Source organism: Brevundimonas sp. (genome assembly GCF_035626975.1).
Taxonomy (GTDB): domain Bacteria; phylum Pseudomonadota; class Alphaproteobacteria; order Caulobacterales; family Caulobacteraceae; genus Brevundimonas.
Map to the genome: position 1 here is coordinate 39,942 of NZ_DASPMQ010000055.1, position 15,301 is coordinate 55,242.

At 68.4% G+C, this 15,301-nt stretch carries 14 protein-coding genes and 1 pseudogene; 4 read left to right on the top strand and 11 right to left on the bottom strand.

Annotated elements, in window-relative coordinates; translation table 11 throughout:
- Positions 1-50: 50 nt before the first annotated feature.
- Both VEB62_RS14095 and VEB62_RS14100 read right to left on the bottom strand, forming a co-directional pair.
- Positions 51-1,238, bottom strand: coding sequence for a BaiN/RdsA family NAD(P)/FAD-dependent oxidoreductase (locus VEB62_RS14095; protein ID WP_324800969.1), 1,188 nt, complete (start codon positions 1,236-1,238; stop codon positions 51-53).
- Between the two features lie 59 nt (positions 1,239-1,297).
- Entirely contained in the window at positions 1,298-2,092 is a 795-nt protein-coding gene (locus VEB62_RS14100) for a hypothetical protein (protein WP_324800972.1), read from the bottom strand.
- Between the two features lie 426 nt (positions 2,093-2,518).
- Between VEB62_RS14100 and VEB62_RS14105 the strand changes: the two genes are divergently transcribed.
- The 3 genes from VEB62_RS14105 (at position 2,519) to VEB62_RS14115 (ending at position 6,289) form a co-directional block, all read left to right on the top strand.
- On the top strand, positions 2,519-2,761 hold the full coding sequence (locus VEB62_RS14105) for a hypothetical protein (protein WP_324800975.1): 243 nt from the start codon (positions 2,519-2,521) through the stop codon (positions 2,759-2,761).
- A 98-nt stretch (positions 2,762-2,859) separates the two neighbouring features.
- Complete coding sequence (locus VEB62_RS14110; RefSeq protein ID WP_324800978.1) at positions 2,860-3,939, top strand: AAA family ATPase; 1,080 nt, start codon at positions 2,860-2,862, stop codon at positions 3,937-3,939.
- Between the two features lie 97 nt (positions 3,940-4,036).
- Positions 4,037-6,289, top strand: coding sequence for a S8 family peptidase (locus VEB62_RS14115; RefSeq protein ID WP_324800981.1), 2,253 nt, complete (start codon positions 4,037-4,039; stop codon positions 6,287-6,289).
- Positions 6,290-6,295: 6 nt separating this feature from the next.
- Here VEB62_RS14115 and VEB62_RS16740 read toward each other — a convergent pair.
- The 5 genes and pseudogenes from VEB62_RS16740 to VEB62_RS14135 all read right to left on the bottom strand — a co-directional run.
- Positions 6,296-6,470 (bottom strand): annotated as a pseudogene (locus VEB62_RS16740) (DNA polymerase); the annotation flags it as partial.
- A 22-nt stretch (positions 6,471-6,492) separates the two neighbouring features.
- On the bottom strand, positions 6,493-7,278 hold the full coding sequence (locus tag VEB62_RS14120) for an energy transducer TonB (protein WP_324800982.1): 786 nt from the start codon (positions 7,276-7,278) through the stop codon (positions 6,493-6,495).
- A 66-nt stretch (positions 7,279-7,344) separates the two neighbouring features.
- Entirely contained in the window at positions 7,345-10,251 is a 2,907-nt protein-coding gene (gene polA / locus VEB62_RS14125) for a DNA polymerase I (protein WP_324800985.1), read from the bottom strand.
- A gap of 45 nt (positions 10,252-10,296) precedes the next feature.
- Positions 10,297-10,743 carry a hypothetical protein gene (locus VEB62_RS14130; protein ID WP_324800989.1) on the bottom strand — a complete coding sequence of 149 codons (447 nt, stop codon included), beginning with the start codon at positions 10,741-10,743 and terminating at the stop codon, positions 10,297-10,299.
- 9 nt (positions 10,744-10,752) lie between these two features.
- Complete coding sequence (locus tag VEB62_RS14135) at positions 10,753-12,417, bottom strand: thiamine pyrophosphate-dependent enzyme (protein ID WP_324800992.1); 1,665 nt, start codon at positions 12,415-12,417, stop codon at positions 10,753-10,755.
- Positions 12,418-12,513: 96 nt separating this feature from the next.
- On the opposite strand from VEB62_RS14135, the gene VEB62_RS14140 reads away from it, so the two are divergent.
- The gene (locus tag VEB62_RS14140; protein ID WP_324800995.1) at positions 12,514-12,651 is read left to right on the top strand and encodes an entericidin A/B family lipoprotein; all 138 of its coding nucleotides are present in this window, start codon (positions 12,514-12,516) and stop codon (positions 12,649-12,651) included.
- 51 nt (positions 12,652-12,702) lie between these two features.
- On the opposite strand, the gene truA is transcribed toward VEB62_RS14140, so the two are convergent.
- The 4 genes from truA to def all read right to left on the bottom strand — a co-directional run bounded on the left by truA (position 12,703) and on the right by def (position 15,249).
- Positions 12,703-13,440 (bottom strand): tRNA pseudouridine(38-40) synthase TruA, encoded by a 738-nt coding sequence (truA, locus tag VEB62_RS14145; RefSeq protein WP_324800998.1) that lies wholly within the window; start codon positions 13,438-13,440, stop codon positions 12,703-12,705.
- A complete protein-coding gene (gene fmt / locus VEB62_RS14150) occupies positions 13,440-14,366 on the bottom strand; it encodes a methionyl-tRNA formyltransferase (protein WP_324801001.1) in 927 nt (308 codons plus the stop codon). Before fmt ends, truA begins: the two co-directional genes overlap by 1 nt.
- Positions 14,367-14,434: 68 nt before the next feature.
- Positions 14,435-14,662 carry a hypothetical protein gene (locus VEB62_RS14155; RefSeq protein WP_324801004.1) on the bottom strand — a complete coding sequence of 76 codons (228 nt, stop codon included), beginning with the start codon at positions 14,660-14,662 and terminating at the stop codon, positions 14,435-14,437.
- A complete protein-coding gene (gene def / locus VEB62_RS14160) occupies positions 14,662-15,249 on the bottom strand; it encodes a peptide deformylase (protein ID WP_324801215.1) in 588 nt (195 codons plus the stop codon). The genes VEB62_RS14155 and def overlap by 1 nt, the downstream gene beginning before the upstream one ends.
- Between the last annotated feature and the right edge of the window lie 52 nt (positions 15,250-15,301).

Here is a 15,301-nt window from a genome sequence, read left to right on the forward strand (position 1 = left end):
AAGCTGATCAAGAGCTATGGCCGCCCGGCGGTTCCCGCAAGCGCGACAAATCAGCAGACCTGCCCCGCGGCCCAGCCCGACGACCACGCCCACTGGAAATTATAGCCGCCCAGCCAGCCGGTCACGTCGACCGCCTCGCCGATCACATACAGTCCGGGGACGGATTTCGCCGCCATGGTCTGCTGGTCCAGCTGGTCCGTCGCCACCCCGCCCAGGGTCACCTCGGCGGTGCGGTAGCCCTCGGTCCCCACCGGCTTGACGCTCCAGCCGTTGACCGCCGCATCCAGCCGCCGCAGCGCCCTGTCCCCGATCTCGGCCAGCTTGCCCTGCACCCCCTCGCGCTCGCAGACGCTCTCGGCCAGGCGGCGCGGCACGATATGTCCCAGCGCCGTGTGCGCCATCTGCTTGCCGTTCTCCTCCTTGGCCGCCTTGAGCCGTCCGTACACGTCCTCGCCCGGCGCCATGCTGACCGTGATCGCCTCCCCCTCGCGCCAGTAGCTCGAGATCTGCAGGATCGCCGGCCCCGACAGCCCCCGGTGGGTGAACAGCATCGCCTCTGCGAAACTGGTCCCGCCGCCCCTGACCACCGCGTCCACCGCCACCCCCGCCAGCGGCGTCAGCCGCTCCAGCAGCCCGGCCTCGAAGGTCAGCGGGACCAGCGCCGGCCGCGTCTCCGTGACCCTCAGCCCGAACCCCCGCGCTGCCTCATAGGCCCAGCCCGTCGCCCCCATCTTGGGGATCGACTTGCCGCCGGTGGCCAGCACCAGCGACGACGCCCGCACCCCCGACCCGTCCGACAGCGCCGCCTCATACCCGTCGCCCACGCGTTCGACCCGCTCGACCGACACCCCCAGCGACAGCCGCGCCCCCGCCTCGCGCAGGTCGTCCGTCAGCATACGGATGATCTGCTTCGCGCTGTCGTCGCAGAACAGCTGGCCCAGCGTCTTCTCGTGCCAGGCGATCCCCGCCTTATCCACCCGCCTGATGAAGTCGTGCTGGGTGAACCGCTTCAGGGCCGAGGTCGCGAACCGCGGATTCTCCCCCAGAAAGTTCGCCGGTCCGGTCCCCAGATTGGTGAAGTTGCACCGCCCCCCGCCCGAGATGCGGATCTTCTCCCCCGGCGCCCGCGCGTGGTCGATCAGCCGCACGGTCCGCCCGCGCCGCCCGGCCTCGACGGCGCACATCATCCCGGCCGCGCCCGCCCCGACGATCAGCACATCCACGTGTTCAGCCTTCATGGGCGGCCCTTAGCACTCTCCCTCCCCCGATGGGGAGGGCGGCCGTCGCGCCGCGGGCGTCAGCGCCGCGCCCACAGCTCCCCGTCCCGAAAAATCCGCTCCGTCTGTCTCAGCAGCCGCTCCAGCTCGCGGAAGTCGTCGTCGCGCTGGTCGTACATCGCCCGCAGCATGGCGTTCAGGATCGACCCATAGGTCGCCGTCGGATCGTCGGGCTTGAACTCGAAGCTCATCTCCGGCCGCGGCCCGCGCCTCCTCGCCGCCTTCAGCCCCGCCGCCCGCCGCATCCGCCTCAGGGTCAGGAAGTCCGCCGCCCGCCCCTCCCTCGCCGCCGCCGTCTCCAGCGCCGTCAGCGCCGCCGCGCTGGCCAGCGGGTCGTCCGGGTCCCAGTCGAACGCCAGCCCCGCCCGTCCCGCCGTCGCCACCCCCGTCCCGGGCGCCGCCGCCGTCGGCCCGCGCGGCCGGTACACCGCCTCCGGCCGGTCCATCTTGCGCATCCCCCGCTCCTCCGCCTGGCGCGAGATGGTCGCCTCCGCCACGCCATATTCCAGCGCCAGCGCCTCGATCGCCTCCCCGGCCACATAGCGCGCCAGCAGTTCGTCCCACCGCCGCGGCGTCATCCGGGCGCGGCCCTGATGGAACACGTGGTCGGCCGGCCAGCCGCCCTCCGGCCGCCGCCGCCGGTCCACCCACCCCGGCGTCACCCCGCGCTTCAGCCCCCGCTTCTTCGCCTGCCAGTTCATCGTGCTGAGCGACACCCCCAGCTCGACCGCCAGATCGCCCCGCCGCGCCCCCGCCTTCTCCCGCTCGAAGGCCGCGTCCCACGTCTCGTCTGAATGTCTGCTCGGCTTGCCCATGCGCGGGAGTCTGCGCCCGCCGCTTCCTGCGGCGGACAAACCGCGTCCAGAAAAGGCGAAGCGACGGGAAAGCTGGAAGAATATCCCCCCAACCCGACTATAATCCCCCGGATTGCCGGCACAGCGTCACGCTCACCTCCCCATCGGCGAAGGCCGATGGGGAGGACAGACCGCGCAGCGGTCAGGAGGGGGCGGCGCCGGCCGAGGGTGATTGGCGCCCGACGTCCCGCCGCCTGCGCCGCCCCCTCCTGATCGTCGCCGGCGCGCCGATCTGTCCTCCCCATTCGCCTGACGCGAATGGAGAGGTGACCCCCGCGCTCACCCCCCTGTGGATACCCTGAACAAACCGCGAACATCCCCTTGCCCCCGCGCCCCCCGCGGGGCTAACTCCCTCCCGGGTCGGCCATCAGTTCACGGAGTTCCCTCATGCCCCTGCCGCCGCCCCGGCCCCCCGAAGCCGACCCCGCCGCCCGCCTTCTCGCCGCCCGCCTGCTGGAGGGCCTCCAGGGCCTCGACCTGACCAGCGCCGACGGCCGCGCCGGCATCGGCGCCCTTCTGGCCGAGATCGAGCGCCTCTCCCCCGGCGCCATCCTCCAGCAGGCGGCGCGGATCGAGCTGAGGCGGGTGGGGTGGCCGTCCTCTCCGGGTCGTTCAGATCCCTGTAGGTAACCGCCGGAGGCCGCGAGTTCGTCGTATGGAATTTGGCGCGGTCAGGCTAAACTCTGGCGGGAACAACCCATCAACCTTTGTTCTGTTAACCTCGATCTATGGCCTCGGCACAGCAACTTATCGGGCTCATAAAGAGTCATGCGGAAGGTGATGAAGCGCGCTTCTTCGACCTCGCGATTCAGCTCGCCGCTGCTGAAGAGCAGAAGGGTCATAAGAAACTTGCCGATCAGCTACGAGCGTGGGCAGACGCGGGCCGAACGCCACCGCCCCCTGCTACTGATCGAACGCCTTTGCTCGCGACACCTAGAGGTGAACTCGCTGAGCTAATCGGCGCGAGTTACCCAAAGACACGTCTGGCAGAACTCGTACTGCCCCATAATCTTCAAGACGAGTTGCGGCATATCATTGTGGAAACGCGTCAGCGAGATCGATTGGAGGCGCGCGGGCTGCACCCTCGCCGGCGGCTCCTTCTTGCCGGCCCTCCGGGCACGGGCAAGACCATGACCGCTGCCGCCTTGGCCGGCGAGTTAAAGTTGCCGATGTTCTCGGTGCTCCTCCACGGCTTAATCAGTAAGCACTTCGGAGAAACCGCTAGCAAGCTCAGGTTGATATTCGATGCAATCCGAACTACTCGAGGGGTGTATCTGTTTGATGAGATCGATGCGCTAGCCGGCGCACGCACGGGAGGAAACGACGTAGGGGAGGCAAGGCGGATTCTGAACTCTTTCTTGCAGTTCTTAGAGGAAGACCCCGGTCCGTCACTTTTGATCGCCACGACCAATCTGCCCGAGCTGTTGGATTCCGCCATCCTCCGTCGGTTTGACCTAGTGCTTCGGTATGAACAGCCCAGCGATGAACATATTGTTGAAACCGTCCGTCGCCGCCTCAGAAGCTTTGACACAACTCAAGTCCGTTGGACTGAGATCGCAGAGAACGCTCGTGGGCTGTCCCCCGCCGATCTCGTCCGCGCCACTGAGGACGCGGCGCGTCGGACAGTGTTGTCTGGCGCAGATGAGATTTCCCCTACAGTGCTGCTCGAGTCCTTCGAGCGTCGGCGCGCACTACAGCTGATCGGCACTCCAAATGGCTCCAAGAAACCTCCCGCATCTCCTCGTCCCTCTCAGCGGGGAAGCTCAAAGGTTTCGACCGGTTCAAACCGGCGGCGGACGACGTCCTAGCGATGTTCTAAATCGACGGGCCCACGCGGCGTCGATCCTCCAGAATATCGATGACCTCACACCCGCCAGGGACTCAGCCGGGGTCTATATCTCCCTCGTGGGTCGTCCAGGCGAAGTCATTGACGCGGAAAAGTTCAATAAGTCCGGGCTAACGCTCCTTAGCGTCGAACCATCTTCCTCACGACCTGACGATGCGCCGAGCCTCGTCTTTTTTGCCCCTCGGGATGGGTTGGCAAAGCTGAAAACCAAGGTTGAGAAGTTCCGCGACGAGGACACAAGAACCGGACGTCCAAAAAACGCGGACCTAGCGCAGAGTATCGCTAGGCTTGAGCGCGCGACACTTCGCGCCCTTTGGCGAGGGTCAAGAGCGAAGTTTCCGGAGACTGCAGCGGCAGTCGATTGGGAGGTATGGGTAGCCAATGACGGTGTTGAGGCTTTCGTTGTTTCCGCTGGTGCCGCAGGCGTTCATGTAGCGGCTGACCGATTAGATTTCCCAGAGCAGACCGTTCTGCGGGTAACAGCCAGCCGAGCAACACTGGCTCCTTTAGTTGCGTCATCACCGCATGTTCGAGCCCTTGCAAAGCCGGCGACCACCAGCGACTTTTTCGACAGCCTGCCGGTTCCCGAACAGGCGGATTGGGCAGACGAGCTCTTGGAGCGAGCCCAATTCGACGATGATGCGGCACAGCCCTACGTAACGCTTTTGGATACCGGAATCAGCTTGGGGCATCCCTTGCTCGCCCCGGTTCTCTCAGGCACCGATCGGCACGCCGCAGATCCCGCTTGGGACTTAGGCGATCTTAACGGGCACGGAACCGGCATGGCCGGAATTGCGACATTTGGCGATCTGTCGATAGCGCTCCACAGCGTGGGACCTATTAGCGTCAAGCACCGGCTGGAGTCGGCCAAGGTAATCCCTGATGCTGGCGTCAATCATCATCATCTGCTTGGTGCGATCACGCGCAGAGGCGTGAACGCCGTTGAAGCCGCTAACCAGCGTCACCGCGTCTTTACGTTGGCTTCCAGCACGGCTGACGACCATCCGCACGATGGGGCACCGACGTCTTGGTCGACCGAACTTGATCAGCTTTGCTCCGGTCGCTCTGGAGATAGGAAAGCTGGACGACTGTTTGTGATTGCCGCCGGTAACGTCAAATCCGATCAGCATGTTACCGCCAATTATCACGCCGTCTGCGACGGAGAGGCCGAGGAGCTTGAATCTCCGGCGCAAGCTTGGAATCCGATCACCGTCGGCGCCAGCACGGACAAATCCATTCTCGGTCCAGACATGGCAGGGGCTCCCTTGGCACCCGCTGGAGAGCTCTCGCCATTCAGCAAAACGGCTTCCTGGAATTCGACTTGGCCTCTAAAGCCAGACATCGTTCTTGAAGGTGGCAACCTGGTCTTGGACAATCTGCCTCCGGCTTTGTCCTGTGCCGATCTAAGCCTGCTGACGACGCATAACCAACCAGCGGAGCGATTGTTCACGACTTTTGAGGCAACTAGCGCGGCTTGCGCGCTAGCAGCGCGTATGGCCGCGACCGTATGGTCGGACTACCCGGACCGATGGCCCGAGACGATCCGCGCGCTGTTAGTCGCGTCAGCACGCTGGACCAATCCAATGCTTTCTCATTTGCCGGCCGAACCGGCAAAAGGAGACTTTGAGCTTCTGTTCAAACGATACGGATACGGCGTTCCAGATTTGCAAAGAGCATTGAAGAGTTCACGGAGCGCAATCACTTTGATCGCGGAGGATCGGATTACCCCGTACGCCCATTCAGAAACGAGAGGCGCCCCTGCGGTTCATAACGAGATCAAGCTTCATCAGCTTCCGTGGCCCATGGAAGAACTTAGGCGGCTAGGCAATCACCCAGTTACCCTTCGTATTGCGCTATCCACTTTCGTGGAGCCCAATCCAGCGGAAGCGGCAAGAGGGCGTAAGCTGCAGTATGCCTCGCATGGCCTTCGGTTCAAATTGAACCGTGCCAACGAAGGTCCCCAAGACTTTTCAGTCCGTATAAACGCAGCAGCGCAAGTCGATGATGGTCAAACACCGCTTGCGGGTGGGGGTGATGATGACGGCTGGCGTTTCGGCAGTCGAAGGCGCGATGTCGGATCTCTGCACATCGACGAACTGACTTGCCCGGCAAGTGACCTCGCGCGTCGAAGCATTGTTGCGGTTCACCCTGTTGCTGGATGGTGGAAATCCAAGCTTCGGCAAGATGACGCTCTACCCCGAGCCCGTTATTCGCTGATCATTGAGATCGACGCAGGGGACGCTGAGGTAGACCTGCATGCCGAAGTTTCAGCGACCATCGCAGCCCAAATTGACGCTGCGGTGATCATCTGATGCTCGCTAGTGCGCCTCGTCCCAATTCCCCGCCGCCCGCGCCTCCACCACCAGCGGCACCGTCAGCGCCACGGCCGGTTCCGCCGCCCCCTCCATGACCCGCATGATCCCCGGGATGGCGCGCTCCGCCTCCCGTTCCAGCCTCGAACACCCGTTCGTCGTGGACCTGCAGCGGCGCCCGCGCGACCTCGGTCGCCCGCCCGTCACCCGACCGGCGCCATCGCATCCACCCCGCACTCGTACCGCTCACAGTATCGTCGCCGCAGCTCTTCCATCGCGGCCAGGTCGGCCGGGGTGGGATCGGGGCAGGCGGCGAGAAATTCCGCCTCCGACGGCCAGTCGACCGGGGCGCCGGCGCGGAGGCGGCGCAGCTGCGCCTCATCGAACAGGCGCGCCATCTGGATGGCCATCACGGCCTTCTCGCGCGCCGCGTCGCGGGGGAACAGTTCGTCGAGCCACGGGGTCACGACCGCCCGGCGGTCATGGTCCAGCCCGTCAAGCATCTGCTCGCGATAGACCGGCGGCAGCCCTTCGGCGCCCACCCTTTCCTCGACCATCTCCCGCGCCAGCGCCAGGGTGGCGGGCGTGGGTTCGGGGCCCGTCCAGCCGCCATAGGGCGCGCGCCGGTCCGGCATCCGGAAGCGGACCGCCGTCTGGATCCGGCTGGGGACGACCACCCCGTCACGGCGCGCCGCGCCGACTTCGGCGCTGGCCACCACGACCCTCGCCGCCGCGCCGAAGCCCAGTCCGCGCGGCGCCTCGTCGACGACCTCGCAGAGATACGGATGGCCGTCAGCCTGGATGGGACACAGCAACCTCACGCGGCCGCTCTCCCCGAGCAGGGCCGCGAAGCCCGGATAGAGTTTTCCGGCCAGGTCCTGCTGCACGGGACTGGACCAGTAGGGATTGGACTGCTCCTGCGCCGCCGCGGCCCCGCCGACGGCCGTCAGTATCGCCGCCAGCCCCAAAACCGTCGATGTTCGCTTCATGGCGTCCCCCGTCCCGAAAGGCATCCGACCACGCGGACGGGCGTAAGTCCACGGCGGCGCAGAACCTCAGTGCGCCTCGTCCCAGTTCGCCGCCGCCCGCGCCTCCACCACCAGCGGCACCGTCAGCGCCACGGCCGGTTCCGCCGCCCCTTCCATCACCCGTTTGATCACCGGGATGGCGCGTTCGGCCTCCCCCTCCGGAGCCTCGAAGACCAGTTCGTCGTGGACCTGCAGCAGCATGCGGGTTGAGAGGCCCGCGGCCTCCAGCGCCCCGGGCATGCGCACCATGGCCCGGCGGATGATGTCGGCGGCGGCGCCCTGGATGGGGGCGTTGATGGCGGCGCGTTCGCCGAACTGGCGCTCGGCCCCCGACTTGGAGTGGATGGCCGGGATGTGGATGCGGCGGCCGAAGCAGGTCTCGACGAACCCCTGCTCGCGCACCAGGCCCCGGGTCCGGTCCATATAGGCGCGGATGCCGGGGAAGCGCTCGAAATAGGTCTTGATGTAGGCGCCGGCCTCGCCCTGGTCGATGTTGAGCTGGGCGGCCAGGCCGAAGGCGCTGATGCCGTAGACGATGCCGAAGTTGATCGCCTTGGCGCGGCGGCGGGTCTCGGGGTCCATCTGGTCGACGGGGACGCCGAACATCTCGCTGGCCGTGGCGGTGTGGATGTCGATGCCGGCGGCGAAGGCGCGCTTCAGCTCGGGGATGTCGCCGATGTGGGCCAGCAGGCGCAGCTCGATCTGGCTGTAGTCGGCGCTGATCAGCACATGGCCGGGGGCGGCGATGAAGGCCTGGCGGATCTGGCGGCCGGTCTCGGTGCGGATCGGGATGTTCTGCAGGTTGGGGTCGCTGCTGGCGAGGCGGCCGGTGGTGGCGGCGGCCAGCTGGTAGCTGGTGTGGACGCGGTCGGTCTGGGGGTCGGCGGCCTCGATCAGGGCGTCGGTGTAGGTGCCCTTGAGCTTGGCCAGCTGGCGCCAGTCGAGCAGGACGCGCGGCAGTTCGTGGGTGAGGGCGAGTTCCTCGAGGACCGAGGCCTCGGTGCCCCACTGGCCGCTGGCGGTCTTCCTGCCGCCGGGCAGGGCCATCTCGCCGAACAGGATGTCGCCGATCTGGCGCGGGCTGCCGACGTTGAACGGGCGGCCGGCGAGGGCGTGGGCGCGCTGTTCCAGCTCGGCCATGCGCATGCCGAACTCTGACGACAGGCGTTTGAGCTTGCCGGGGTCGACGCGCACGCCGGCCCGCTCCATGTCGGCCAGCACCGCGGGCAGGGGGCGCTCCAGGGTCTCGTAGACCGTGGTCAGCCGGGCCTGCGCCAGCCGGGGCTTGAGGATGCGCCACAGGCGCAGGGTGACGTCGGCGTCCTCGGCGGCGTAGCAGGTCGCCGGTTTGAGCTCGACGTGCTTGAAGGATTTCTGGGCCTTGCCCGTCCCGGCCACGCTCTTGAAAGCGATCGGCTCGTGCCCCAGATGCAGCCTGGCCAGCTCGTCCATGCCGTGCCCGTGCAGCCCGCCCTCCAGCACGTAGGACATCAGCATGGTGTCGTCGATCGGCGCGACGCGAATGCCCCGCTGCGCCATCACCGCCAGATCGTACTTGCCGTTCTGCACGACCTTCAGAACCGCCGGATTCTCCAGAATTCCCGCTAAACGTGTAAGCGCCTCGGCCTTCGGGATCTGGGTCAGGGGCTCCCGCTGGTCGGTCTCCCCCCCGAAGTCCAGCCCGCCCGCGCCGGCCATCGGGGCGTGCTCATGGGTCAGCGGCACATAGCAGGCGTCGTTCGGCCCGATGGCCAGCGACACCCCGCACAGCCCGGCATGGGTGGCGGACAGCGCGTCCGTCTCGGTGTCGAAGCCGACCACCCCGGCCAACGTCGCCCGGGCGATGAAGGCGTCGAGCTCCTCCAGCGTCTGGATGCAGCGGTAGGCCTCGGGATCGAAGCCCTGGCCCTCGACCGGGGCGGTCGGCGCGGCGGGGGCGTAGCGAGGGCTGATGACCGGGGCCGACAGGGGTTTCGGCCGGGCGACGAAGGCGGTGCCGTCGCGGGCCGGGGCCTTGCCGTCGCCGACGCGGGTGCGCAGCGAACGGAACTCCATCTCGTCGAGGAAGGCGGCGAGGACCTCGGGATCGGGATCGCGGACGGCGAAGTCGTCGATCGGCTCGGGCGCGGGGGCGTCGCAGGTCAGGGTCACCAGCTCGCGGCTGAGCAGGATCTGGTCGCGGAAATTGATCAGGGTCTCGCGCCGCTTGGGCTGTTTGATCTCGCCGGCGCGGGCCAGCAGCGTGTCCAGATCGCCGTATTCGTCGAGCAACTGGGCCGCGGTCTTGGGGCCGATGCCGGGGGCGCCGGGGACGTTGTCGACGCTGTCGCCGATCAGGGCCTGCAGGTCGATCATCTTGTCCGGAGTCACCCCGAACTTCTCCATGACCGCGTCCTCGGCCAGGCGACGATCCTTCATCGGATCCCACATGACCACAGAGGGGCCGATCAGCTGCATCAGGTCCTTGTCGGACGAGACGATGACCGCCTCGCCGCCCGCGTCGCGGGCCTTGCAGGCATAGGTGGCGATCAGGTCGTCGGCCTCGTAGCCGGGCAGTTCGACGCAGTGGACGCCGAAGGCGGCGGTGGCGCGCCGGACCAGCGGGAACTGCGGGATCAGGTCCTCGGGCGGGGCCGAGCGGTTGGCCTTGTACTGGTCGTACAGGGTGTTGCGGAAGGTCTTCTCGGAGTGGTCGAAGATGGCCACGAGATGGGTCGGACCGTCGGCGCCCTTCATGTCGCGGATCAGCTTCCACAGCATGTTGCAGTAGCCCTGCACCGCGCCGACGGGCAGGCCGTCCGACTTGCGGGTCAGGGGCGGCAGGGCGTGGTAGGCGCGGAAGATGTAGGCCGAGGCGTCGATCATCCACAGCCGCAGCGCGGGGCCGTCCTGGGTCAGCGGGCGGTCGGGGGATTCAGCGGCGGTGTCGGTCATGCGGCGAACATAGGCGGGCGCGCCGCCTGCGTCACCGCCCGTGCGCTACGAGATCCAGGTGTTCTTGCACTCGCCGACGGTCCAGCCGGCGAAGCCGGAGATGACGCGGCATTCGTAGCCCATGCCGGCGAGCGGGCCATGCAGGATGCCGGTCTCGATGACCGCGCCGCGGCCGTCGTAGCGGGGCTGTTTGAACGACACCCACTGGACGCGCTGCGGCTGGGGCCGGTCGTCGGGATCGAACGTCGTGGGGAAGCTGAGCCCATGGCGGCTCCAGTCGCAATTCGGCGCCCACCCCGAGCCCTCGCCGTCCAGCCACAGAGGCGGGGGGACGTTGTCGGCGGCATTGAAACGATAATGCTCCTTCGCCACGGCCGCGATGACGGCGCAGTCGTTGCCGTTGTCGGCCGTGGGCGGCGGCGGCGCGTCCGGCGTGGCGCAGGCCGTCAGAGGCAGGCACAGGGCGGCGGCGAGGGGGGCGAGGACGCGCATGACGGCTCCTTATCGGGATCTCAGGCCGGTGATGGTGCGGTTCGGTGCGATATCCTCGGCCGAGGTTATCAGGTGAACGAGCGCCGGGCACCCGGCGTTCCGCGCCGCCGCCAGCGCGGCCGGGAAGTCCTCCGTCCGCTCGCAGCGCACGCCGAAGGCGCCGAACGCCTCGGCGTATTTGACGAAGTCGGGGTTCCTCAGGTCTGTGGCGATGACCCGGTCGGCGCCCGGATAGTGGCCCTCCTGGTGCATGCGGATGGTGCCGTAGGTCCCGTTGTCGACCACCACCACGACGACGTTGATGCCGTACTGGACCGCCGTGGCGATCTCCTGCCCGGTCATCAGATAGTCCCCGTCGCCGGCGATGCAGATGACGTCGCGGTCGGGGTGGACGCTCTTGGCGGCGAGGGCGGCGGGGTAGCCGTAGCCCATGGCCCCCGAGGTCGGCGCCAACTGGGTGCGGCAGGCGCGGTGGCGGTAGAAGCGGTGCAGCCAGGCGGCGAAATTGCCCGCCCCGTTGGTGACGATGGCGTCGGCCGGCAGCACCTCGGCGAGGTGCGCCATGCACTCGCTCATGTTGACCGCCCCGGTCACCGGCACGGGGGTCGAGAAGGCGTGGTAGTCGGCGTGGGCCGCCGCCGCCTCGTCATGCCAGGTCCGGCCTGGGTCGATCCCGGCCAGCGCCAGCGCGGCCAGCGAGTTGTCCGCCGTCGCGCTCATCAGCGGCGTCCACACCCGGCCCAGTTCCTCGGCGCCGGGGTGGATGTGGATCAGGGTTTCGGCGGTGCGGGCGCGCTCGAACAGGGTGTAGCCCTGCGTCGGGTTCTCGCCGAGCCGCGCGCCGACCGCGAGGATCAGGTCGGCGTTCTTCGCCCGCGCCATCAGCTTCGGATTGCAGCCGAGGCCGAGGTCGCCGGCGTAGTTGCTCCGGTCGTTGGAGACCAGGTCCTTGCGCCGGAACGACAGGGCCAGCGGAAGACCCAGCCGCTCGGCCCAGTCGCCGAGGGCGGCGGCGGCGTCCTCGCTCCAGCCGGAGCCGCCCAGCACCAGCAGCGGGCGCTCCGCCGCCGCCAGCCGCTCCCGCACGGCTGTGACGAAGGCCGGGTCCAGCGCCGCCTTCGCCGGCGTCACCGGCCGGACCGGGGCCGGGCCGCCGTCGGCGTGCAGGATGTTCTCGGGAAGGGCGATGACCACCGGCCCCATGCGGCCCTGCAGCGCCGTGGCGAAGGCGCGCTCGACCACCTCGACGGTGCGCTCCGGACTCTCGATCTCGGTGGCCCATTTGGCCAGGCCGCCGAAGACCTCGCGATAGTCGACCTCCTGGAAGGCGCCGCGTCCCCGGTCGGTCAGGGCGATCTGGCCGACAAACAGGATCATCGGCGTGGAATCCTGATGCGCCGTGTGCACGCCGATCGAGGCATGGGTCGCTCCGGGGGCGCGCGTGACCATGCACACCCCGGGCTTGCCGGTCAGCTTGCCGTAGGCCTCGGCCATGTTGGCGGCGCCGGCCTCGTGGCGGCAGGCGATGACCTGGATGCGGTCGCGCACGTCGGCGAGCGCATCCAGGACCGCCAGATAGCTCTCGCCCGGCACGCAGAAGACCCGGTCGATCCCGTTCATCACGAGGGTCTCGACCAGGCGGCGGGCGGCGGTATTCTGTGGCTGCTGGGTCATCCCGGCGGGTTAGCAGACGGCTCCAAACTTGGCCATGCAACCCCACGGCCACGCTTGGCGTTCGAGCGGAGGCATTCAACGTCGAAGGGGATTCCCATGAAGAAGATCATCGCGCTCGGCCTCGTCGCCGCCGCCATCGCGGTCTCGGCCTGCAACACCATCTCGGGTATCGGTCGTGATGTCCGCGCCGCCGGCGACGCGGTGACCTCGGGCGCCGAGAGCGCCAAGAACTAGACGCACGCCGTCCCGGATCGCCGCCGCGGCGTCCGGGCGTCGCGACGGGAGCTAGTAGCTGACCCCGGTCAGGTAGAGGCCGTCCGACGGCGCCACGGTCCCGCATTCGGACCGGTCCCTTGCCTCCAGCGCCCGCGCCACGTCCTCGACGGCCCAGCGGCCCTGCCCGACTTCCGCCAGCGTGCCGGTCATGGACCGCACCTGGCGATGCAGGAAGCTGCGCGCCTCGAACACCAGATGCACCTCTTCCCCGACCCGCTCGACGCGGGCGACGTCCAGCGTCTTCAGCGGCGATTTCGACTGGCAGCCGACGTCGCGGAAGGTGGTGAAGTCGTGCAGGCCGACCAGCGCCTGCGCCGCCGCCTGCATGGCCCCGGCGTCGAGCGGTTTCCTGACATGCCAGACCCGGCCCCGGTCCAGCGCCGGGCGCCCGGCCCGATTCAGGATGCGGTAAAGGTAGCGCCGCCCCGTGGCCGAGAAGCGGGCGTGCCAGTCCGGCGCCGCCTCGACACAGTCCAGCACCGCCACGGCCTCGTCGACCAGGTGGGCGTTGAGCGCATTCATCACCGTTTTCGCCGGCCACGCCTTCTCCAGATCGACGCCGATGACCTGCCCCGTGGCGTGCACGCCGGTGTCAGTGCGCCCGGCGGCGGCGATGCGCACCGTCTCGCCGCAGAAGGCGGTGATCGCCGCCTCGACCGCGCCCTGCACCGTCGGCTGGTCAGTCTGGGCCTGGAAGCCGTTGTAGCCCGAGCCGTCGTATTCGAGGGTCAGCCGGTACCGGGGCATCAGGCCAGCACGGTCCCGGCCGGAATGGCGAAGCCGCGCAGCATCTCGTCGGCCGGCTGCGCCGCCTTGCCCGGGCGCTGGACGGTCAGCAGCCGCACGACGCCTTCGCCGCAGGCCACGCGCAGGCCGCCGTCGAGCACCTCGCCCGGAGCGCCCTCGCCCGGCCCGGACACCCGCGACATCAGCGCCTTGATCCGCATCGGGTCCTCGGGCCCGGGCGCCTCGAACCACGCTCCGGGGAAGGGGGACAGGCCACGGATGTGGCAGTCGATCTCGGCCGCCGGACGGGTCCAGTCGATCCGCGCCTCGGCCGGGGTGATCTTGCGGGCGTAGGTCGGTTCGCCGGTCTGGGGCACGCCCTCGACGCCGCCGCGCCCGATCGCCGCCAGGGCGCGGGGCCACAGGCTGGCGCCGATGTGCGACATCCGCTCCGCCAGGGTGGCGGCGGTGTCGTCGGGGCGGATGTCGAGCACTTCGGACAGCAGGATCGGCCCCTCGTCCAGCCCCTCGGACATCCGCATGATCTGCACGCCGGTCTGCCGGTCGCCGGCCATGATCGCCCGCTGGATCGGCGCCGCGCCACGCCAGCGCGGCAGCAGGGATCCATGCAGGTTGAAACAGCCCAGGCGTGGCGCGTCGAGCACCTCCGGCTTGAGGATCTGGCCGTAGGCGACCACGCAGGCGGCGTCGACCTCGAGGCTGCGGAAGGTCTCGATGGCTTCGGCGGCCTTCATCGAGGCGGGGGTGAACACCGGCAGGCCCATGGTCTCGGCGAAGGCGTGAACAGGCGACGGCGTCAGCTTCTGGCCCCGGCCCCGCGGCTTTGGCGGCTGGCTGTAGACAGCCACGACCTCATGGCCGCTGGCGATCAGCTCGGCCAGCGACGGCACGGCGAAGTCGGGGGTTCCCATGAAGGCGAGGCGCATCAGTGCGGGTCCGGAAGCAACAAACCGCGCTCAAGTAGCGCGAAGCGCGGTAGCGCCCCAGCAGAGATTTAGTCCCAGCGGGTGTGAACGCCGCCGCCCTCGTCCCACTCGCCGCCGGCGTCGAGCGCGTCGTCGAAGCTCAACAACCGGTCCAGCAGGACGCCGGCCACGACACCCACGGCGGCGACGCCGACCAGCGTGATCAGGCTGGCCACGCCGACCCTCTCGTTGCGGGTCAGCCGGCGGCGGCCGGTCGGGTCGATGATGCGGTCGCCGTTGCGCTTGAGACGGGCCATCAGGCGGCCAGCCTCGCCGCCTTCTTGACGCGGGCGATGGCGCGCTCGCGCTTCAGGCGGGAGAGATGGTCGATGAACAGCACGCCCTCGAGGTGGTCCATCTCGTGCTGGATGCAGACGGCGTAGAGGCCGTCGACCTCTTCCTCGACCGTCTCGCCGGCGTAGTTCAGGTAGCGGATGCGGACGCGGGCCGGGCGTTCGACGGCGTCATAGATGTCCGGGACCGACAGGCAGCCTTCCTCGTACTGGAACAGCTCGTCCGAGGCCCACAGAATCTCGGGATTGACGAAATAGCGCGGGTTGCGGCGGGCCTGTTCGTCGGCGGCGCGGGCTTCGTCCGACGCGTCCTCGTCCGGGCCGTCGCCGGCGACCTCGCGGTCGCCGAGGTCCATCACGATAACCCTGCGCAGGTCGCCGACCTGCACCGCCGCCAGGCCGATGCCCGGGGCCGCGTACATCGTGGCCAGCATATCGTCCATCAGGGCGCGCAACTCATCGGTCACCGGACCTTCGACCGGGCGGGAAACCTGCTTCAGCACCGCCAGATCGGCGGCGTTGTCGATGGTGAGGATGCGACGGATGGCCATGGCGGGGAGGTAGGCGGACATGGCCCGAACGTCAAGATTTCCCAGTGTCGCA